Consider the following 19,566-nt stretch of genomic DNA (forward strand, 5'->3'; position numbering starts at 1 on the left):
CTTTTACGGCACCAGGTAGCCCTTCACCCCGGTAAAAATGATCTGCGCCGCCAAGGCGCAGACAAACAGCCCCATCAAGCGGCTGACGATCTGCAGGCCCTGGTCGCCGAGGATCCGTTCGATGCGGCTGGACAGGTAGAGCACGACGCCGACGGTGAAGCTCGCCAGGGCGATGCTGATGATGGCCATGAGTTTGTCGTCCCAGTGCGGCTGGCTCACGCCCATCACCAGCAGGGCGCCGATGGTGCCGGGGCCGACGGTCAACGGAATGGTCAGCGGGACGATGGTCACGTCCTGCTGCACGTTGTCGGTTTGCACGGCCGACTTGCCCTGGGCCATGCCCAGGGCCGAAATGAACAGCACGCTGCCGGCGCCGATCCGGAACGCATCCACGGTGATGCCGAACACGCTGAAAATCACTCGCCCGAACAAATACAGCAACACGCTGGAGATCAGCGTCGCCGTCGCGACTTTCCAGGCCAGGCGGCGTTGTTCCTTGCGGGAATAGCCGCGCGTCAGGCCGATGAAGCAGGACAGGACGAAGAAAGGGCTGTAGAGCACCAGCATCTTCAGGTAAACGCTGAACAGCACGTGGAGCATGGTCGGAACTCGCAACGAATGACAATTGACGTGGAGTCTATCAGGCGCCGGGGTGTCTTTGAGGGTTTTAATGTAGTGAAACCTTGGTTTGTTTTTTCTGTTAGTTGTTGGTTGTTGTCCTGGAATTAAGTGCGGTTACAGTTCTGTGCTTGTTACCCTTAAGGTGGATAGGTAAGTATGGCGCTCGGGCCCATGGAGGGCTTTAATTAAATAAGGGACATATTCAATGAATACTAAATTTGATTCGGTTATCACCTTGGCGGACCGACTGGAACGCCTGAATGCCTACGATGTATCGCCGGACGATGTAATTGTTTCCCCTCGGATTGCCAGATATAAAACGGCAGGGTTTGACAACGAAATCGAAAAGCCGGACCGCGCTTCGATTGTCGGAGACGCTATCATGTCGTTCGTTTCAGGTATGACGGCGCAAAATCAAGCGGATATCCAGCATTCCTATCTGTTTGCATCGCTGGTTGCCAATAAGAAGTATCCGCGGGATGACGAAGGCGATGAATGGTATAAAACCTTCCTTGAGGTCATGCAGAGTTGTGGCTGGACCATTCTGCGGCATTACCACGATAAGGTTGCCGCGTCCGGCAAGAGTTTCAAGATGGATCAACTGGTGTTGAAAATCCTCGGTTCGGCGGTGGCGGCGGCTGCCGTTCCTGGCCCAACCTCATTGCTGATGCTTAAAGTGGCCGGTGATGCGATCGCCGCATTGCAAACCAATGACAAGTCGCTGCGGCTCTTTGACCAGAATATCCAGGAGTCCGGCACCGGGGGCTTTGGTGTGGCGTCCTGTCACGAAACCCCGCACGGTGAAATCCTCATGGCATTAGGCGCCGTGCGCTTCATCAAGCGGACGAACCAGACCAAGGTCCTGTTCGTGGATTGGGATAGCAGTTCGGTAGACCTGTATCGCGGTGAATGTCATATGACCATGGTGCCGACAATTATCAGTGCAACTCGAGAGATGATTGTTGCAAAGCTGGGTGAACGCGCGAAACAAAAAATCGACGAGTACGAGATCTGATTGATTGATCTCCTGGCGACTACCGAGGTAGTCGCCATCCGTTAATGGAATAAGGTAATTGTCATGAAAGATCATTGTTCGGTTTTTATTGATGCCGGTGCTGTTGTCCTGCTGCCCACTGACCTGATTGGGCAGGACCGGCTCGATATATTGAATTCGATATTGTTTGCCCAGCTGGTAGCCAGTAAAAGATACCCCGCTCTTGCCCGGTCCAGTGACTGGTACTCAGCGTACCGGGAAGTACTGAATAATGGCTGGATGCAAAAGGCCGTGAGTTGGGACAGCTTTACACTCGCTGCCTCATCGAAAACCAACCTGATGGGATGTGTCGAAGAGCGGCTGGGAGAATATGTTGAGCGAACTTTGATTACGCAGGTAACTGATGTATTGAAGCGCGTCGCCCAGTTGTCCAGCACGTTGCCCGCTATTGAATTGCTGCGTGAACATGCCCATCGGCCGAAAAGCCCGGATTCGTCCGAGGCACCCCATAAAGCACCCGACAGAATCAGGCTGCAAGTCATCCTGGCCCAACAGGGGCCTGTATTGAGTAGCGTCTGCCTGGAGTTTGAGCCCGAGCACGTGACGTCCAACCCTCTTGGACAACTTTTTTCCACCGATCCCGTGGTGGGCAATATTCAATTGCGTTGCTTCAAGGCGAATTTGTCCCAGGCGCTCTATGCGCCCTTCCGTGATGCGATTGTCCACAAGCTGGGGGATAAGGCCGCCAGGAACATCATCGATATTTCCGATGCGGTCGAGCAAGCGCAACCGGAAGCGGGGGCGTTATGACGGATCAAGGGTTTCGATCGGCCGACGGGCAGCGGTTGCGCCTGGATGAGGCATCGAGGGCAGCGGTGGTGGGCGGGAGTATCGTGTCCTTCGACGAGGGTTTGTCCCTCCAAGATCGCGAGGATATCTACCTGAGCAACTTGTACGCGCAGTTGGCAACCCGTTCGGCGTACAAGGACGGTCTGGTCGGTAACTGGTTCGACTATTACAAGAACAAGCTCAGGTACCTGGGGTGGGACTCGGCGCGTCCTGTCAGTGCGGGGCAGGCCGGGCAAGGATTGATGGCCGATAGCGTTTCGCAGCAGATCGCCCGTTCCTTTGGCGCAGGCTATTCGCGGCAGGCCAGCCAGGCGATAGCAACGCTTGGACGAAGCCCTGCTGCGCTCGAGCTGTTTGAACGAACGAGCCTACAGCGCAATACGGGATTCTTCCAGGTGATCCCCTGCGCGGCCAAATCTCGCGGGAAAGTGGAAATCGCGTTGTATCACAAGCAGTTCCGCACCCGCAGGACGGTCTCGGGATTTCTGTTCTGGCCAATGGAGCAAGTGGTGGAAAGCAGCGTGGAGGAAATGGCCGTCGTGACATTCAGCACGCTGCATTACGCAACGTTCAGGCAAAAAGTCGCGGCCGCGGTGATCGCCGAAACGACTCGTCACCTGCATGAGCTGGAAATCTGAACGACGCTACGGGTAGTCGCCGAATGCTCTTCGCGGGTTCAGGGCGTGTGCACGGCCTTGTTCTGCTGGTCGCGCTGGGCCACCCAGTGCTCGATCAACTCGCGCAGTTGCGACAGTTCCACCGGCTTGGCCATGTGCCCGTCCATCCCGGCCTGGCGGGCGCGCTCCTTGTGTTCGGCCAGGATGTGCGCGGTGAGCGCCACCACCGGCGTGCGGGTGCGCTGGTTACCCATTTCCCAGGCTCGTAGCTGCTGGGTGGCGGAAAACCCGTCGAGGATCGGCATTTCGCAGTCCATCAGGACCAGGTCGTAGCGCTGCTCCTTCATGGCCTTGAGCGCTTCCTCGCCGTTGCTGGCGGTGTCGGGTTGCAGGTTGAGCTTGCCGAGCATGCCGCGGATGACCTTGGTGGAAATGCTGTTGTCCTCGGCCACCAGGATGCGGAAATCGCTCGGCACCTTCACCGGAATGGGAGGACCGGCGTTCACCTGCACGTTCGTAGCCTGGCCCCGGTTGCGCTGGTTCAACTCGTCCGCCAGGGTGGTCTTGAGGGTATAGCCGGCCACCGGTTTGGCGAGGATGCGCTTGACCCCGCTGTTGCGCGCCACGATCTTGCTCGGCGCATTGCTGATACCGGTGAGCATGATCAACAGGATGTCGTGGTTCAGGCTCGGGTCTTCCTTGATCTTGGCCGCCAGTTGCATGCCGGTCATGCCCGGCATGTTCTGGTCCAGCAGCACCACGTCGAAATAATCCCGCAGGTGCGCCTTGGTGCGCAGCAGCGCCAGGGCTTCCTTGCCCGAGGGCACCGCACTGACGTTCAGGCCCCAGGCGCTGCACTGCTGCACCAGCACTTTGCGGCAAGTGTCGTTGTCGTCGACGATCAATACCCGTGCCCCTTGCAGCGGGCCATCGAGGTCGGATGTCGGGTGTTCGAGGCGATCCGGGTCCAGGGGCAAGGTCAGCCACAGGGTACTGCCCTGGTTGCTGCCGCTTTTGATGCCGAATTCCCCGTGCATCAGGATGATCAGCTGGCGGGCGATGACCAGCCCCAGGTTGCCCCCCAGGCGCGTGGCCGAGAGGAAGTTCTTGCTGTGCAGCTCGGCGTGCATCAGCGTGTCGCGCTCTTCAGCGTCCATCGGCGTCCCGCTGTCCTGCACGGCGATGCGCAGGCGCGGTTGATGGCTGCGCTCGTCGAGGGCGACGACGATCAGCACTTCGCCCTCGTCGGTCTTCTTCAGGGCGTTTTCCAGCAGGCTCAGCAACGCCTGGCGCAGCCGCGTCGGGTCGCCGCTGATCACCCGCGGCACCTGGGGCTGGATGAAGCTGATCAGCTCGACATTCTGCTGTTCGGCCTTGGCGCGGAAGATGCTCAGGCAATCCTCGATCAGCGCATTGAGGTCGAACTGCACGTCGTCCAGTTCGATCTGCCCGGATTCGAGCCGGGAAATGTCGAGGATCTCGTTGATCAGGGTCAGCAGTTCGTTGCCGGCGCTGTGGATCGTCTGCACGTAGTCGCGTTGCTTGACCGACAGTGGCGTGCCCAGCAGCAGCTCGGTCATGCCCAGCACGCCGTTCATCGGGGTGCGGATCTCATGGCTGATCTTGGCCAGGAACTCGGCCTTGGCATTGATCTCGGCATTGCTCGCCGCCAGGTCGCGGCTGATGCTGAAGCGGCTTTCGTTGATCGAGCGCTGACGCTCGCCCAGGGCGACACTCATCAACAGGCCGCTGATGCAGATGAAGATCAGCAGGGTGATGATCAAGCCTTGGGGAGGGACTTCCGTGAGCCCTTGCAGCGCCGGAAGAATGATCAGCGTGCCCAGGTTGAAGACCACCATGGCCGCGACGAACAGCCGGGCCGGGCGGTAGCCCTTTTGCCAGTGCCAGGCGCTGACGAACAGCATGCTCAGGCCGGCCAGGGCCACCAGGGCGTAGGTCATGATATTGAGTGGCAGCGTGTTGACGAACAACAGCAGCAGGCTGCATAGCATGACGAACACAATGTCCCCCAGCAGCAACCGGTTCAACGGGTGCGGCCCCAGGGGCGCGAAGAAGCGGTAGGCGAACATCAGGCCGCAGGGCGCCGTCAGCAGCAACGCCAGGTAAGCGCCGGGCGTCTGCACCGCCGGCCAATCGGGCAGCCAGGGCCCGGCCAGGTTCAGCAACAGCGCCAGGCTGAGCATCAGCAGCCCTTCACAGGCGGCCAGCCACAGGCAACTGCGGGAACGGGTGTAGGCGTAGCGGGTGAGGTTGTGCAGGATCAGCATGGCGATGCAGCCGAACAGCAGCCCATAGATCAGCGTCTGGTTCTGATCGGCGGCCGCCACGACGGCCGATTGCAACGTGACGTAGGGGCGCAGTTCGTGACGCGAGGCCAGTCGCAGGTAGACGTCCAATGATTTGTCGCTGCGCGGCAGCGGCAACATGAAGTCGCTGCTGGGCACCGCCGGTTCCGTATGCGGCGTGGCATTGCCGCTGACCTGTTGCTCGACCAGGGCGTCGCCGTCCAGCACATAGAGGTTCAGGCGTGACAGGTCGGGGGCGAAGATGCGCAGGATTTGTTCGTGCCTGTCCGGGGCCAGGCGAAAGCGCAGCCACAATGCACCGCCGGGCTCGGCGGCCCTGAGGCGGTCCAGGTCGATGGGGCTGAATTGATTGGTGTAGCGAGCGGAGCGGATGTCGCTCAGCGTCAGGTCGCCCTGTTCATCGAGCAATACCGCCCAGCCACTGCCTGGCGCGGCCTGGGCCGGGAGCATGCAGAGCAGCGTCAGCAGGGTAACGGTAAAGCCTATGGCAATCCTGAGCCAGCGCACGGCGAAATCCCTTCGTAGGTTGATGCCAGATTATAACTATGCGCGGCGCCGGAACAGTCAGGCAAGGGCCGCAGACCCCTGCCTGGCTGAATGGCCGGGTTATTCCAGATTTTCGCCACGCTCACGGGCAATGGCGCGGTAGCCAATGTCATTGCGGTAGAAACAACCTTCCCAGTCGATCTCGGCGGCAAGCTTGTAGGCCTGCTGCTGAGCGTCGTCCACACTGGCGCCCATGGCGGTGGCGCAAAGCACACGACCGCCGGCGGTGACCACTTGCCCATCCTTCAACGCAGTGCCCGCGTGGAAGACTTTGCCTTCTAGCCGGGCCGCGGCGTCCAGGCCCTGGATTACGCTACCTTTGGCGTAGTCGCCCGGGTAACCGCCGGCCGCCAATACGACACCGACGCTTGGGCGCGGGTCCCATTGGGCTTCGACCTTGTCCAGGGCCTGGGCCAGCGCGGCCTCGACCAGCAGGACCAGGCTCGATTGCAGGCGCAGCATGACCGGCTGGGTCTCAGGATCGCCGAAACGGCAGTTGAATTCGATGACTTTTGGGTTACCAGCCTTGTCGATCATCAGGCCCGCGTAGAGGAAGCCGGTGTAGACGTTGCCTTCATCGGCCATGCCGCGCACGGTCGGCCAGATCACCAGGTCCATGACGCGCTGGTGCACCTGGGCGGTCACCACCGGGGCTGGGGAGTAGGCGCCCATGCCGCCGGTATTCGGGCCGCTGTCGCCATCGCCGACACGCTTGTGGTCCTGGCTGGTGGCCATCGGCAGCACGTTCTTGCCATCGACCATGACGATGAAGCTGGCTTCCTCGCCGTCGAGGAACTCTTCGATCACTACGCGGGAACCGGCGTCACCGAAGGCATTGCCAGCGAGCATGTCGCGCACGGCGTCTTCGGCTTCGGCCAGGGTCATGGCAACGATCACGCCTTTACCGGCGGCCAGGCCGTCGGCCTTGATCACGATCGGTGCGCCTTTCTCGCGCAGGTACGCCAGGGCCGGTTCGATTTCGGTGAAGTTCTGGTAGTCGGCGGTCGGGATCTTGTGGCGCGCCAGGAAATCCTTGGTGAACGCCTTCGAGCCTTCCAGCTGCGCGGCGCCAGCGGTCGGGCCGAAGCAGTCCAGGCCACGGGCGCGGAACAGGTCGACCACGCCGGCGACCAGTGGCACTTCCGGGCCGACGATGGTCAGCGAGACGTTCTTCTCGGCGAAGTCGGCCAGTTGCTCCAGGGCCAGCACGTCGATGGCGACGTTTTCGCACTTGGCTTCGATGGCGGTGCCGGCATTGCCCGGGGCCACGAAAACCTTCTGCACACGGGGATCCTGGGCCACTTTCCAGGCCAGGGCGTGTTCGCGGCCACCGCTGCCAATGATCAAAACATTCATTTCAAAAACCTCGGATGACGCTGATTCTGTTGAGCATCGCAGAGATGCTTTTCTGTGGGAGCGAGCTTGCTCGCGATGGCGGTGTGTCAGCGGACTTCAATGCTGGCTGAGCCGACGCTATCGCGAGCAAGCTCGCTCCCACAGTTGATCGGTGTATCAGTGACGGAAGTGGCGCATGCCGGTGAACACCATGGCGATGCCGGCTTCGTCGGCAGCGGCGATCACTTCAGCGTCACGCATCGAGCCACCCGGCTGGATCACGGCGGTGATGCCGACCTTGGCCGCGTTGTCGATGCCGTCGCGGAACGGGAAGAACGCATCGGAGGCCATGACCGCGCCCTGTACCTGCAAGCCAGCGTGTTCAGCTTTGATGGCGGCGATGCGGGCCGAGTTCACGCGGCTCATCTGGCCGGCGCCGACACCGATGGTCTGGCGGTTCTTGGCGTAGACGATGGCATTGGACTTGACGTACTTGGCGACTTTCCAGGCGAAGATCAGGTCGTTGATTTCCTGCTCGCTCGGGGCGCGGCGGGTCACCACTTTCAGGTCTTCGCTGCCGATCATGCCGATGTCACGGCTCTGGACCAGCAGGCCGCCATTGACGCGCTTGTAGTCCCAGGCCGGCGCACGATCGGCCGACCATTGGCCGCAGGCCAGCAGGCGTACGTTGGCCTTGGCGGCAACAATGGCGCGGGCTTCTTCACTGACGGAAGGGGCGATGATCACTTCGACGAACTGGCGCTCGACGATGGCCTTGGCGGTCTCGGCGTCCAGTTCACGGTTGAAGGCGATGATGCCGCCGAAGGCCGACTCGGTGTCGGTGGCGTAGGCCAGTTCGTAGGCCTGGCGGATGCCGCCCTCGGCGTCCGGGCTCACGGCCACGCCGCACGGGTTGGCGTGCTTGACGATCACGCAGGCTGGCTTGACGAAGCTCTTCACGCATTCCAGCGCGGCATCGGTGTCGGCCACGTTGTTGAACGACAGCTCCTTGCCTTGCAGTTGGGTGGCGGTGGCAATGCCGACTTCGGCAGGCTTGGCTTCCACGTAGAACGCCGCGCTCTGGTGCGGGTTCTCGCCGTAGCGCATTTCCTGGGCCTTGACGAACTGGGTGTTGAAGGTACGCGGGAATTCGCTGCGGCCTTCGGTCGACAGGGTTTCGGCGGCCTGGTTCACGCTGCCCATGTAGTTGGCGATCATGCCGTCGTAGGCGGCGGTGTGTTCGAAGGCCTTGAGCATCAGGTCGAAACGCTGGGCGTAGGTCAGGCCACCGGCCTTGAGGTTCTCCAGCACGCTGGCGTAGTCGCTGGCGTTGACCACGATGGCCACGTCCTTATGGTTCTTGGCCGCCGAGCGGACCATGGTCGGGCCGCCGATGTCGATGTTCTCGATGGCGGTCGGCAGGTCGCAGCCAGGCTTGTTGATGGTGGCTTCGAACGGGTAGAGGTTGACCGCCACCAGGTCGATCGGCTTGATGCCGTGTTCGTTCATGATGGCGTCGTCGATGCCGCGACGGCCCAGGATGCCGCCGTGGATTTTCGGGTGCAGGGTCTTGACCCGACCGTCCATCATTTCCGCAAAACCGGTGTAGTCCGCGACTTCCACTGCGGCGACACCGTTGTCTTGCAGCAGCTTGAAGGTCCCGCCGGTGGAGAGAATCTCGACGCCCAGCTGTTGCAGCTCGCGGGCGAATTCGAGGATCCCGGTCTTGTCGGAGACGCTGATCAAGGCGCGGCGGATCGGCAGGCGGGTGGTCTGGTCGGTCATTTCAATTTCCATCAAAAGCAAGGGAAGTCAGCAAAAAAGGCGACCGTTTTTTATGCGGGCGCCTTTCTGGTTTGATTGAATGCTTACAGCAGATCGTACTGCTTGAGTTTCTTGCGCAGGGTGCCGCGGTTCAGGCCCAGCAACTCACTGGCCTTGGTCTGGTTGCCCTTGACGTAGTTCATCACGCTTTCGAGCAGCGGTGCCTCGACTTCGGAAAGCACCAGGTTGTACACATCCGTGACGGCAGCGCCCTCAAGGTGGGCGAAATAATTGTGCAGCGCCTTCTCGACACTCCCGCGAAGGGTCTGACCTTCTTCGCTGGGCGTATTGAGGTGCTGTTTCAAATTCACGTTGTCGCTCACGGGTGCTGTTCCACTCACTAAAGTCTCGGTCATCATCGTCATGCGGCCACCCCTTCGTCCCCTGTCAGGCTCTTGTAACGCTCAGCGAAGAACGCCTGAACGTCGGCGCATTGTGCTTGCGTACCATCCAAACGATTGAAACGGGCGCGAAACTCCCTGGCGCCCGGCAGGGTTGCGAGATACCAGCCCACATGCTTGCGAGCGATGCGTACGCCCATGACTTCTCCGTAGAAGGCATGTAGCGCGGCCAGATGCTCTAGCAGAATACGTTCCACCTCGGACAACTGCGGCGCCGCCAGCTTTTCGCCAGTGCGCAGGTAGTGTTCGATCTCACGAAAAATCCATGGCCGCCCCTGGGCGGCCCGGCCGATCAACAGGCCATCGGCACCGGTCGCGTCCAGCACGTACCGGGCCTTCTCGGGCGAATCGATGTCGCCGTTGGCAAAGACCGGAATCGACACCGCCTGCTTGATCGCGGCGATGGTGTCGTACTCGGCTTCGCCGGTGTACAGGTCGGCACGGGTGCGGCCATGGACCGCCAACGCCGTGATGCCCGCCTGTTCGGCGATCTTCGCCACCACCAGGCCATTCTTGTTCTCCCGGTCCCACCCGGTGCGGATCTTCAGGGTCACCGGCACATCGACCGCGGCCACTACGGCCTGCAGGATCTCGGTGACCAGCGCTTCATCTTTCAACAGTGCCGAGCCAGCGGCCTTGTTGCAGACCTTTTTCGCCGGGCAACCCATGTTGATGTCGATGATCTGCGCCCCCAGCTCGACATTCGCCCGGGCCGCCTCCGCCAGCATCTGGGCGTCGCCACCGGCGATCTGTACCGAGCGTGGCTCGGGATCGCCTTCGTGGATCATGCGCAGACGCGATTTGCGGGTGTTCCACAAACTCATGTCGCTGGTGACCATTTCCGATACCACCAGTCCTGCGCCCAAGCGTTTGCACAACTGACGAAAGGGCTGGTCGGTGACGCCCGCCATAGGGGCGAGAACCAGGCCGTTCTGCAATGTGTATGGGCCGATGCGTACCGCCGACATAGGACTTCCCTGAAGTGGGGCCGGATCATGAGACTTCGAAAAAGGGTTGGCATGATACCCGCTCTCGATGACTGGATAAAGATCGAATTGGATAAAATCTGAACAGCTATTTTGTTATCGCCAGCGGTTTGGTCTGGGTGGGGTCAGTCAGAAAGCTGCCGTCAATTGGCCGACCCTGGCCGGTTTCATTCGGGGGAATGAAAGCTCAAACTGTAGTTCACCGCCTTGGGGCCCGGATCCAGGATATCCAGCGCGATGTGGATGGGCGTTTGCGGCGGCATTTCGCCGCGGCCCTCGAGATCGCCGCCCAGGTACTCCCCGGGCTTGAAGCGACGGCTGGCGATCAGGTGCCCGTTGAGGTCGGCAAAGCGCAGCTCCAGCAACGGAAAAGGTTGGGAGAAGGGCGCACGGTTGTAGATGATCGCGTCCACCACCAGGGCACCGCTGAACTCCGGATGGCTGCGCACCACCAGGTTGCTGCTTTTGATCTTGGCGATGTCGACCTTGGACGGTACGTCGCAACCGATGGTCGGGCAGATTTGCAGGAACCACGGCCGGTACTGGTCCTGGCGGGCCAGTTCTTCGAAATGGTAGGCGATGTACTGGCCACCCAGGGCCGCGGCGGCGAGCAGGATCAGCAGGGTCCATAACAGGCGTCGTCCCCAGGGCGAGCGGCGTTTGCGCCAGTCCAGTTGCAGCGGGTCGTCGTCGAGGTCGTGGAGGGCTTCGGCGCGTATCCCCGGCTCCTGGCGTTCCCGTGACTTGCGCAGTGGCAGCGGTCGCTCGGGCTCATCGTCGTGGTCGTGATCATCGGTGGCGGAGAGGCGCTCGAGGTGTTCGTCGGGCTCGTCGTCCGGCGCGAGGTGGAGCGGGGCGGCCGGTTCGTCGTCCGGTTCCAGCGGTTCGAGGGCCAGGGACAGGGACGGCTCGGTACGCGGCGGTCGCGCCGGTTCGTGGGGTTCGAACGGTTCGAAGGGGGTATCGAGGACGGTTTCGACGCGCTCGTTCGAGGTTTCGCTGTACAGGCTGTCGGGCCAGGCTTGCTGTTCGCTGGAGAGCGAATCGCGTTGCGCGCTCAGGTTGTCTTCCCGGCGCCGGCCGGCATTGCCCGGGGCGCGATTGTCGCGGCGCTCCAGGCGCGCCAGTTCCTTGTCCAGGTCATCCAGATCCAGCTCGGCGGCGCTCCACTGTTTCTGGCTGATCGCCCGGGGCGGGGCTTCGGCGGCCGGCTTGGCGGGTGGCGCGACGGCAGGCACCGCTTGCTTGGCTGTGCGTTGTTCCAGCAACTGTTGTGCGGCATTGAATACCTGCAGGCACGAGCCGCAACGAACCACCCCGCGGGCCACGCTCAGTTGAGCATGGCTGACGCGAAAACGGGTGTGGCAATGCGGGCACTGGGTGACGAAGCTGTCAGTCATGCGGCAATCCGGTGGATACAGGCGTTCATTCTAGCGCCGACGTCCGGTGATGCGCACCCAACCATCGCGATTGGCGATCGGGTCCAGGTCAAAGTCCGCGGCATAAGCGGCGGCGACTTCTTCACCTTGTTCGGCGAGGATGCCCGACAGCGCCAGGCGTCCGCCCGGCTTGACCAGGTTCGATAGTTGCGGCGCCAGGGATACCAGCGGGCCGGCCAGGATGTTGGCCACCAACACATCGGCCTGGACTTGTGGCAAGTCCTGGGGCAAATACAGCGGGAACAGGGCTTCGGCGATGTTGTTGCGCCCGGCGTTGTCGCGGGAGGCTTCCAGGGCCTGGACGTCGATGTCGGTGCCGACCGCTTCCCGGGCGCCCAGCAGGAGCGCGGCAATCGCCAGGATCCCCGAGCCGCAGCCAAAGTCGAGTACGTTGCAGCCCTTCAGGTCCTGGCCGTCGAGCCATTCCAGGCACAGCGCGGTGGTCGGGTGGGTGCCGGTGCCGAACGCCAGGCCCGGGTCCAGCAGCAGGTTGACCGCGTCCGGCTCTGGCGCGGCATGCCAGCTCGGGACGATCCACAGGCGCTGGCCGAAACGCATCGGCTGGAAGTTGTCCATCCAGCTGCGTTCCCAATCCTGATCCTCGATCACTTCACTGTGATGCTCGGGCAGCGGGCTGCCGGTCAGCAGCTCGAGATGGGCCAGCACGCTGGCGGCCTCGGTGCCGCCTTCGAACAGGGCCAGCAGGTGGGTGTGGGACCACAGCGGGGTGGTATTGAGCTCCGGCTCGAAGATCGGCTGGTCTTCGGCGTCCATGAAGGTTACCGATACAGCGCCTACTTCAAGAAACGCGTCTTCGTAGGTTTCGGCTTGTTCCGGGCTGATGGCCAGGCGTACTTGCAGCCAAGGCATGGCGGGCACCTTTGAAAAAATCCACAGGGGGGCAGCGCAGGGCTGCAAAGGCGCGCAGTGTACGCCAGGTCGCCGCCAAAGTGGATAAGCGAGTCTCGCGCCGTCCGGGTGGTGTTTCGATATATATATGTATGCCATGGGCATGTCGCAGGGCGGATAAGGTGCCGGTCCACACAACAGGGAGGATTGTGCATGGACATCATTGCCGGACGGCAAGGCAACATGGAGCGCACGGGGTCGGTCGATTCCCCGCCGGTGGCGACCGCACAGGCGACCCTGGAGAAACTGACACGTTGGCGGGAGGCGATCGAGGCGCGACTGCACACCCAGATGAGCCTGCTGGAGGTGCTGGAAGAGTACTTGCTGGTCGAGCTGCGCACCTACCATTATCAAGGCAACATCGATCCACACTTCCTGGGCACCCTGCTTGATACCGTGCTGCAGCGCATGATCGACCAGACGCCGTTGGTGTATGACCAGGAGCAAGACGCGCCCTACCGTTGGCCCGACGGGCCAGACTTGGGTTTTGCGGCCGAGCGCCGGGCGTTCGTTGTCCAGGTGGTGGAAGGCGCGGCCTCAAGGTTTGTCGATCACTACAAGGACTATCTGCGACGGCATTGGCGAATGACGGCGCTCGATGCCTCCCTCGAAGACGTGGTCAGGCAAAAACTGGATGGGCACAGGGTCGCGGTCGACGAGCTGTTTCGGCCTGACCGTCTGGTTGGCCTGGGTGTCGACGAGTTGCGAGAGCAGATCGAAGCACTCCAGGACGCCTGGCGCCGGACGAGTCGCTTGACCGCGCTGGCAACCACGGCCGAGCGCCGGGACCTTGGCGCGCTGGCGCGATTGCAATTGCCGCATTGGCTGCGGGGGCTGAGCCCTCCAGATCGTGAATTGTTGCGGGCTTTCGAGAGCCAGGCCGCGCTGGCACAGGCGCTGGTGGATGAGCGGGTCGATGGCCTGGGCTCGCTGCGGGCCTTCGCTCGGCAATTGGCCAGGGACTATGTCAGGCACGAGTTGGATATGGAGGTCGAGCCGGACAGCATTCGTGTGCAGTTGCAGTGGCGAACGGTCGTTGGTCAGCCCGTACGCACCTACAGCCTGAGTGAGCTGGTGGCGGCAGGCCCGGACCGGCCGGACGCGGTGTCGGTGTTCCTGGTGGAGAACGGCGGCATGCTCCGTAACCAGCCTCTTTCACCGGCCTTCATTGCGCAGTTGTTGGCCAGCGTCGACGCGCCTGCCGGGTACTTGCCAGCCTTGGCCGAGCGGTATGAGAGGGGAGACCTGAAGGACGCCATGCTCGATTGGTTTGTGGCGCGGTTGCAGCACAGTGCGTTTGTCGCCCGTTGTGCCGGCCAGTTGTCGGTGACCAGTCATGACCACCTCGCAGCCCTCTGGGAAAGCGACATCGCGACGCCAGTCGCCGGCGGGTTGCGTGTCGCCAGCCTGGTGCTTCCCCATGGCCTGAAGTGTGCCGATCTCCTGGTGTTTTATCGTGAAGACGTGGGCGGTGCTGTCAGTGGCCTGCTGCTGTTTGCCCCCGGCAAACCCGATGGCCAGGAATGGATCGAATTGCCCTCGCTGCGGGCCCTGAGCGGCGAAGTCGGGGCCTGGACCCAACACGAGGCCGGTCGCGAATACCTGTTGCAGCAACTCTCGCCGACTGATCGTGGACAGGCGCGGGCGTACTTTGCCCGCGTGATGGAAAAACCGGTTTCCTGGGATCTGGAACAAGACCTCAGGGGCACGCAGGCAAGTTTCAGGACCTGTCTGCAAAATGCTGTCTCGACCGGCCTGGCCAATAACCTGGCACACGTGGAGCTGAATGAGTCGCCTCGCTGGTACTCGGCATTGCCGCTCGAGTCCCGGCGCAACATCAGCGGTTTGAGCCAGGAGTTTTTGGTTCAGCAGCAAGTATTCGATGAGCAGTTCGTAGGCTATGAAGTGTTCATGGACTTCGCCAAGCGTACCTTCGCCGACATGATCGCGCCCTACATGCGCAGCAAGGGGGTGCTTGAGGCGGTCGATCCGGCCACGGTCTTCATCGACTACAGTCCGGGGCTGGCCGCCGAGAAAAAAACCACCAGCCTGCTGGACCTGGCCATCTACGGATACGAGCGCAACGCGGACATCGACGACCCCCCCAAGGGCGTGCGTTCTTCTGTCGGGCAGGATTTGGCGCAGGTTCGCAGTGCCGATCTGGCGTCTTATATTCGCGTGGCCTACTTGGGTGAGCGATATGCCAGGCACATCCGTGCAGGATTCCTCGACGCCACGGCACCCGAGTATGCCAAGCGCCGCGAGGCTTACTGCTACATGCTGTTGGCCAGGATGGACCGCGACCTGCGTGTGGCCTACGGCAAGTCGCTGTTGAGCACCGAAGTGTTCCAGTGGCTCACCCGGCAAGTGACGCTATTGAGCGATGGGCGACCTGCAAACAGCGCCACGTACCCCGGTGTCGCCGTGACGCGTGAAGGCGTGATCAAGCTGACCGTCGCCGGCCATGTGGTGTTGGGCGTCTACGTGTTCACCTACTTCGATCCGAAGGCTTCTTACTGGTTGTACACACCCGACGCGCCGGACGGCATCCTGTTTCGCCCGTACCTGGCGTTTTCCGGGAGCATCGCCGCGCAACTGCACGATTACGTACTGGAGCGGGTCGCACTCGCCGCCCGTGCCGCCGTGGGGCGGACACTGGTGGGGCTGGCGGCCGGGACCACTCGTGTCGACACATTGCGTGAACTCAATCGGTTGATTGATATCCGTGCCGAGTTCGATGCCGGCATCGAGCGCGCTGTCACCGATGTGGAGGACATCACCACCAGTCGTGCCGAAATGATCCGCAACCAGGTATTCCAGGGCCTGGTCTTCGCGGCCGTTCCGGTGTGCATGGTTTATCCGCCCTTTGCCTTGTTGCTGGACGTTGGCTTGATTGCCGTCAGCGCCAGGCAGGCCGTCCAGAGACATGTGGAAGGCGACACGGAGGGCGCGCTCGGTCACTGGCTGATCGCGACCTGGGGGGCGCTGTTCGCCACGCTCGGCGCCGCCAGCATGGCCACGGCACTGGGGCACGCGGCCAGGCACTTGCAGCACGCCGTGAAGCCCTTGTCATTGTCTGCGCAACGCTTGAGACGTGCGCCATCGGTGGTCGCCAAAGAGTCCGGGCCGCTGGCCCCGGCCATTCGCCTCAAGCCGCAGCAGGCGGTCGGCAAAACACCAGGGAATCTGCAGTTGGTGACGGAGGAGGGGATTTTTTTCGGCACCTATCGCAGCCCGCCCAGCGCTTCGCAACCGCGGAGCACTTACTACATCGCGAGCGGGGGCAGGTACTACCAGGTGAAGAGGGACCCTTACTTTGGCGGCCTGTGCCTGGTGGATGCCCGGCGTCCCGGCGCTATTTACAAATTGCCCATCCGCAGGATGGCGAATGGCAAGTGGACCCATAACAAAGTCGGTTTGCGCGGGGGCAATGATGAGGTGCGAAACCTGGGGCGCATAGGCGATTTGCGCGAGGCGTTCCCCGGGCATGTCTTCCCGGACGTGACCAGGGGAGCGTTGCAGGGCGAGGCCGTGGTGGCGAGGTTCAGCGAGGCAGCGGACAACTACCTGTTCTCGCTCAATGCCCAGACGTGCGTGATCGCTTCGTTGTACAACCCGACCACCCGGGTCGGGGCGGTCATTCACTTCGATCACAACATCCGCGCGCTGATCGAGCGAAGTGTCCGGGACGTGATGCGGCGCCTGGGGGGATCGGCCAAGGATGTTCGTGCCACCCTGGTCGGCGGGGACTGGTTGACGGGGGCTGACATCGGCGAGCCGGTCAGGCAGGTGATGAGGAAGCACGGGCTGCGACCGACCTGGGATCACTGGTCGTATTCTTCCTGCCTGGGCAATAACTATGGCATGTCACTGGATCTGCGCACGGGTGTCACGTCGGTATTCAAGACGTCCGGCAGCCAGGTCGAACGCTTTTACATACCCGTCCTGGCGCGAGCGAAGAACAACACTGACCCGGTGTCCATGCGAGCTCGCGGATTCATGGCGCGCATGCGCAGCGACATCCTGGTCGAAAATGCCAACGGCGTCGTGCTCACCCAGCAGGGGAGGCGGGCGAATGCTGCGAAGGTCGAATCACACGCGTACTCCATGGTGGAGTTGAAGTGATCCGTCACTTGCTCTTTTGAGGCGCGCACAAAAAAAGACCCCGGCCAATGGACCGGGGTCTTTTTACATCACGTGAAGCATCAGTGCTGGTTGCCCAGCTTGTGCTCCAGGTAATGGATGTTGACGCCGCCTTTGCAGAAGCCTTCGTCACGTACGAGATCGCGGTGCAGCGGGATGTTGGTCTTGATCCCGTCTACCACGATTTCGTCCAGCGCATTGCGCATGCGCGCCATGGCTTCTTCACGGGTCGCCCCGTAGGTGATCAGCTTGCCGATCAGCGAATCGTAGTTCGGCGGAACGGCATAACCGCTGTACAGGTGCGAATCGACGCGAACGCCATTGCCGCCCGGGGCATGGAAATGCTTGACCGTGCCTGGGCTTGGCATGAAGGTTTTCGGGTCTTCGGCGTTGATCCGGCATTCCAGCGCGTGACCGCGGATGACCACGTCATCCTGGGTGAACGACAGCTTGTTGCCGGCGGCGATGCTGAGCATCTCCTTGACGATGTCGATACCGGTGACCATTTCCGAAACCGGGTGCTCCACCTGAACACGGGTGTTCATTTCGATGAAGTAGAAACGACCGTTCTCGTAGAGGAACTCGAAGGTACCGGCGCCGCGATAGCCGATGTCGATACACGCCTTGACGCAACGCGCCAGGACTTCCTGGCGAGCCTGCTCGTCGATGCCCGGTGCCGGCGCTTCTTCGAGGACCTTCTGGTGACGACGTTGCAGCGAGCAGTCGCGGTCGCCCAGATGGATGGCCTGGCCCTGGCCGTCGGACAGCACCTGGACTTCGACGTGACGCGGGTTGGTCAGGAATTTTTCCAGGTAGACCATCGGGTTGCCGAACGCCGCGCCCGCTTCGGAGCGGGTCAGTTTCGCCGAGGAAATCAGGTCTTCTTCCTTGTGTACCACGCGCATGCCGCGACCACCGCCGCCGCCAGCGGCCTTGATGATCACCGGATAACCGACTTCGCGACCGATGCGCAAAGCGGTTTCTTCGTCTTCAGGCAGCGGGCCGTCGGAACCCGGAACGGTCGGTACACCAGCCGCGATCATGGCGTGCTTGGCCGAAACCTTGTCGCCCATCAGGCGGATGGTGTCGGCTTTCGGACCAATGAAGGCAAAACCGGAGTTTTCCACCTGTTCGGCGAAGTCGGCGTTTTCCGCCAGGAAACCGTAGCCCGGGTGAATGGCGGTGGCGCCGGTCACTTCGGCAGCGGCGATGATCGCCGGGATGTGCAGGTAGGAGTGCGCAGCCGACGCCGGACCGATGCAGACGGATTCGTCCGCCAGGCCCAGGTGCATCAGTTCTTTGTCGGCCTTGGAGTAAACGGCGACGGTCTTGATGCCCATCTCTTTGCAGGCACGCAGAATCCGCAGGGCGATCTCACCGCGGTTAGCGATCAGAACTTTTTCCAACTTCGCAGTCATCAAAGGCTCTCCGCGGTTCAAACGATGGTGAACAGCGGTTGGTCGTACTCAACCGGCTGGCCGTCTTCGACGAGGATGGATTCGATCACACCGCTGGTTTCAGCTTCGATGTGGTTCATCATCTTCATGGCTTCGACGATGCACAGGGTGTCGCCTTTCTTCACGGTCTGGCCGACTTCAACGAAGGACGGCGAGGATGGCGAAGACTTGCGATAGAACGTGCCCACCATTGGCGAACGAGCGACAGTGCCGTTCAGCGTCGGTGCCGCCGGTGCGGCTGGCGCTGCGGCGGCAACCGGGGCTGCTGCTGGAGCAGGCGCGGCGGCCGGAGCCTGCATCGGGGCCGGTGCATAGAACTGCTGGGCCGGGGTCTTGCTGTGGCGGCTGATGCGTACGGACTCTTCGCCTTCCTTGATCTCAAGCTCGTCGATGCCGGACTCTTCCAGCAATTCGATCAATTTCTTAACTTTACGGATATCCATGAATCATCAACTCCCAAGGGTCGGTCAGGGGCGTATAGCTTGTTGTTCAAGCTGCTCTAGGGCGGCCTCCAGGGCCAGTCGGTAACCGCTGGCGCCAAGGCCGCAGATCACTCCCACTGCTACATCGGAGAAGTAGGAGTGATGGCGGAAAGGTTCGCGTTTGTGCACGTTGGACAAGTGCACTTCGATGAATGGGATGCTCACCGCCAGCAGCGCGTCACGTAATGCGACACTTGTATGTGTAAAAGCTGCTGGATTGATCAAAATGAAATCCACGCCTTCGCCACGCGCGGCATGGATGCGGTCGATCAGTTCATATTCGGCGTTGCTTTGCAGATAGAGCAAATGGTGGCCGGCGTTGCGGGCCCGCTGCTCCAGGTCCTGGTTGATCTGGGCCAGTGTCACGGCGCCGTAGACGCCCGGTTCACGGGTGCCCAGCAGGTTCAGGTTGGGTCCGTGCAGGACCAATAGGGTCGCCATCTGCTGTTCCTTGTTATCTGTGAGCAGTTATCAGAACCCGGCGACTATGCCGCAAAGCCTTAATGACTGTCCAGTTCTCGGCAATAGCCAGCACGATGACCGATGTTTGCGCGAAATTTGTGACCCGGGTCTCTGATCCGGTCATGCGGTCACAAATCGCACCGCTGTGGGAGGGGCCCCGCCGAATCAATGTGG

General features: G+C 61.7%; 15 protein-coding genes. 4 read left to right on the forward strand and 11 right to left on the reverse strand.

The annotated features are described in order from the left end of the window. Positions 1 to 3 precede the first annotated feature (3 nt). A complete protein-coding gene (locus J4E53_RS12145) occupies positions 4 to 600 on the reverse strand; it encodes a MarC family protein (protein ID WP_060739358.1) in 597 nt (198 codons plus the stop codon). Between the two features lie 226 nt (positions 601 to 826). Between J4E53_RS12145 and J4E53_RS12150 the strand changes: the two genes are divergently transcribed. The 3 genes from J4E53_RS12150 to J4E53_RS12160 all read left to right on the forward strand — a co-directional run bounded on the left by J4E53_RS12150 (position 827) and on the right by J4E53_RS12160 (position 3,102). Then, positions 827 to 1,636, forward strand: a complete 810-nt coding sequence (locus J4E53_RS12150) for a hypothetical protein (protein WP_103309287.1) — start codon at positions 827 to 829, stop codon at positions 1,634 to 1,636. Between the two features lie 63 nt (positions 1,637 to 1,699). Beyond that, entirely contained in the window at positions 1,700 to 2,425 is a 726-nt protein-coding gene (locus tag J4E53_RS12155) for a hypothetical protein (RefSeq protein WP_060739356.1), read from the forward strand. Continuing rightward, positions 2,422 to 3,102, forward strand: coding sequence for a hypothetical protein (locus J4E53_RS12160; RefSeq protein ID WP_225613672.1), 681 nt, complete (start codon positions 2,422 to 2,424; stop codon positions 3,100 to 3,102). The genes J4E53_RS12155 and J4E53_RS12160 overlap by 4 nt, the downstream gene beginning before the upstream one ends. A gap of 38 nt (positions 3,103 to 3,140) precedes the next feature. Here the strand turns inward: J4E53_RS12160 and J4E53_RS12165 are convergent, their stop codons facing one another. The 7 genes from J4E53_RS12165 to prmA all read right to left on the reverse strand — a co-directional run bounded on the left by J4E53_RS12165 (position 3,141) and on the right by prmA (position 12,809). Next, positions 3,141 to 5,915 (reverse strand): hybrid sensor histidine kinase/response regulator, encoded by a 2,775-nt coding sequence (locus J4E53_RS12165; protein ID WP_060739354.1) that lies wholly within the window; start codon positions 5,913 to 5,915, stop codon positions 3,141 to 3,143. Positions 5,916 to 6,014: 99 nt separating this feature from the next. Next, positions 6,015 to 7,310 (reverse strand): phosphoribosylamine--glycine ligase, encoded by a 1,296-nt coding sequence (purD, locus tag J4E53_RS12170; RefSeq protein WP_103309285.1) that lies wholly within the window; start codon positions 7,308 to 7,310, stop codon positions 6,015 to 6,017. 156 nt (positions 7,311 to 7,466) lie between these two features. Further along, the gene (purH, locus tag J4E53_RS12175) at positions 7,467 to 9,074 is read right to left on the reverse strand and encodes a bifunctional phosphoribosylaminoimidazolecarboxamide formyltransferase/IMP cyclohydrolase (RefSeq protein ID WP_103309284.1); all 1,608 of its coding nucleotides are present in this window, start codon (positions 9,072 to 9,074) and stop codon (positions 7,467 to 7,469) included. 83 nt (positions 9,075 to 9,157) lie between these two features. Continuing rightward, the gene (gene fis, locus J4E53_RS12180; RefSeq protein WP_007921650.1) at positions 9,158 to 9,478 is read right to left on the reverse strand and encodes a DNA-binding transcriptional regulator Fis; all 321 of its coding nucleotides are present in this window, start codon (positions 9,476 to 9,478) and stop codon (positions 9,158 to 9,160) included. Continuing rightward, entirely contained in the window at positions 9,475 to 10,482 is a 1,008-nt protein-coding gene (gene dusB, locus J4E53_RS12185; protein ID WP_053181619.1) for a tRNA dihydrouridine synthase DusB, read from the reverse strand. The genes fis and dusB overlap by 4 nt, the downstream gene beginning before the upstream one ends. Before the next feature lie 185 nt (positions 10,483 to 10,667). Next, positions 10,668 to 11,900 carry a DUF3426 domain-containing protein gene (locus J4E53_RS12190; protein ID WP_103309282.1) on the reverse strand — a complete coding sequence of 411 codons (1,233 nt, stop codon included), beginning with the start codon at positions 11,898 to 11,900 and terminating at the stop codon, positions 10,668 to 10,670. A gap of 30 nt (positions 11,901 to 11,930) precedes the next feature. Next, positions 11,931 to 12,809, reverse strand: a complete 879-nt coding sequence (gene prmA / locus J4E53_RS12195) for a 50S ribosomal protein L11 methyltransferase (RefSeq protein WP_103309281.1) — start codon at positions 12,807 to 12,809, stop codon at positions 11,931 to 11,933. 192 nt (positions 12,810 to 13,001) lie between these two features. On the opposite strand from prmA, the gene J4E53_RS12200 reads away from it, so the two are divergent. Next, entirely contained in the window at positions 13,002 to 16,973 is a 3,972-nt protein-coding gene (locus tag J4E53_RS12200; protein ID WP_103309279.1) for a dermonecrotic toxin domain-containing protein, read from the forward strand. 80 nt (positions 16,974 to 17,053) lie between these two features. Here the strand turns inward: J4E53_RS12200 and accC are convergent, their stop codons facing one another. From accC to aroQ, 3 genes are read right to left on the reverse strand one after another with little or no spacing between them, the layout of a single operon-like run. Continuing rightward, entirely contained in the window at positions 17,054 to 18,409 is a 1,356-nt protein-coding gene (accC, locus tag J4E53_RS12205) for an acetyl-CoA carboxylase biotin carboxylase subunit (protein ID WP_060739349.1), read from the reverse strand. A 17-nt stretch (positions 18,410 to 18,426) separates the two neighbouring features. Beyond that, the gene (gene accB, locus J4E53_RS12210) at positions 18,427 to 18,891 is read right to left on the reverse strand and encodes an acetyl-CoA carboxylase biotin carboxyl carrier protein (RefSeq protein ID WP_053118072.1); all 465 of its coding nucleotides are present in this window, start codon (positions 18,889 to 18,891) and stop codon (positions 18,427 to 18,429) included. A 24-nt stretch (positions 18,892 to 18,915) separates the two neighbouring features. Beyond that, on the reverse strand, positions 18,916 to 19,371 hold the full coding sequence (aroQ, locus tag J4E53_RS12215; protein ID WP_072410269.1) for a type II 3-dehydroquinate dehydratase: 456 nt from the start codon (positions 19,369 to 19,371) through the stop codon (positions 18,916 to 18,918). Between the last annotated feature and the right edge of the window lie 195 nt (positions 19,372 to 19,566).

This window comes from Pseudomonas sp. FW305-28 (assembly GCF_017351395.1).
Taxonomy (GTDB): Bacteria; Pseudomonadota; Gammaproteobacteria; order Pseudomonadales; family Pseudomonadaceae; genus Aquipseudomonas; species Aquipseudomonas fluorescens_AA.

What these genes read in the sequence shown, in the direction of transcription:
- J4E53_RS12145 (WP_060739358.1), bottom strand. Translation starts at nt 600, where the DNA reads ATGCTCCACGTGCTGTTCAGCGTTTACCTGAAGATGCTGGTGCTCTAC.
- J4E53_RS12150 (WP_103309287.1), top strand. Translation starts at nt 827, where the DNA reads ATGAATACTAAATTTGATTCGGTTATCACCTTGGCGGACCGACTGGAA.
- J4E53_RS12155 (WP_060739356.1), top strand. Translation starts at nt 1,700, where the DNA reads ATGAAAGATCATTGTTCGGTTTTTATTGATGCCGGTGCTGTTGTCCTG.
- J4E53_RS12160 (WP_225613672.1), top strand. Translation starts at nt 2,422, where the DNA reads ATGACGGATCAAGGGTTTCGATCGGCCGACGGGCAGCGGTTGCGCCTG.
- purD (WP_103309285.1), bottom strand. Translation starts at nt 7,310, where the DNA reads ATGAATGTTTTGATCATTGGCAGCGGTGGCCGCGAACACGCCCTGGCC.
- purH (WP_103309284.1), bottom strand. Translation starts at nt 9,074, where the DNA reads ATGACCGACCAGACCACCCGCCTGCCGATCCGCCGCGCCTTGATCAGC.
- fis (WP_007921650.1), bottom strand. Translation starts at nt 9,478, where the DNA reads ATGACGATGATGACCGAGACTTTAGTGAGTGGAACAGCACCCGTGAGC.
- dusB (WP_053181619.1), bottom strand. Translation starts at nt 10,482, where the DNA reads ATGTCGGCGGTACGCATCGGCCCATACACATTGCAGAACGGCCTGGTT.
- J4E53_RS12190 (WP_103309282.1), bottom strand. Translation starts at nt 11,900, where the DNA reads ATGACTGACAGCTTCGTCACCCAGTGCCCGCATTGCCACACCCGTTTT.
- prmA (WP_103309281.1), bottom strand. Translation starts at nt 12,809, where the DNA reads ATGCCTTGGCTGCAAGTACGCCTGGCCATCAGCCCGGAACAAGCCGAA.
- J4E53_RS12200 (WP_103309279.1), top strand. Translation starts at nt 13,002, where the DNA reads ATGGACATCATTGCCGGACGGCAAGGCAACATGGAGCGCACGGGGTCG.
- accC (WP_060739349.1), bottom strand. Translation starts at nt 18,409, where the DNA reads ATGACTGCGAAGTTGGAAAAAGTTCTGATCGCTAACCGCGGTGAGATC.
- accB (WP_053118072.1), bottom strand. Translation starts at nt 18,891, where the DNA reads ATGGATATCCGTAAAGTTAAGAAATTGATCGAATTGCTGGAAGAGTCC.
- aroQ (WP_072410269.1), bottom strand. Translation starts at nt 19,371, where the DNA reads ATGGCGACCCTATTGGTCCTGCACGGACCCAACCTGAACCTGCTGGGC.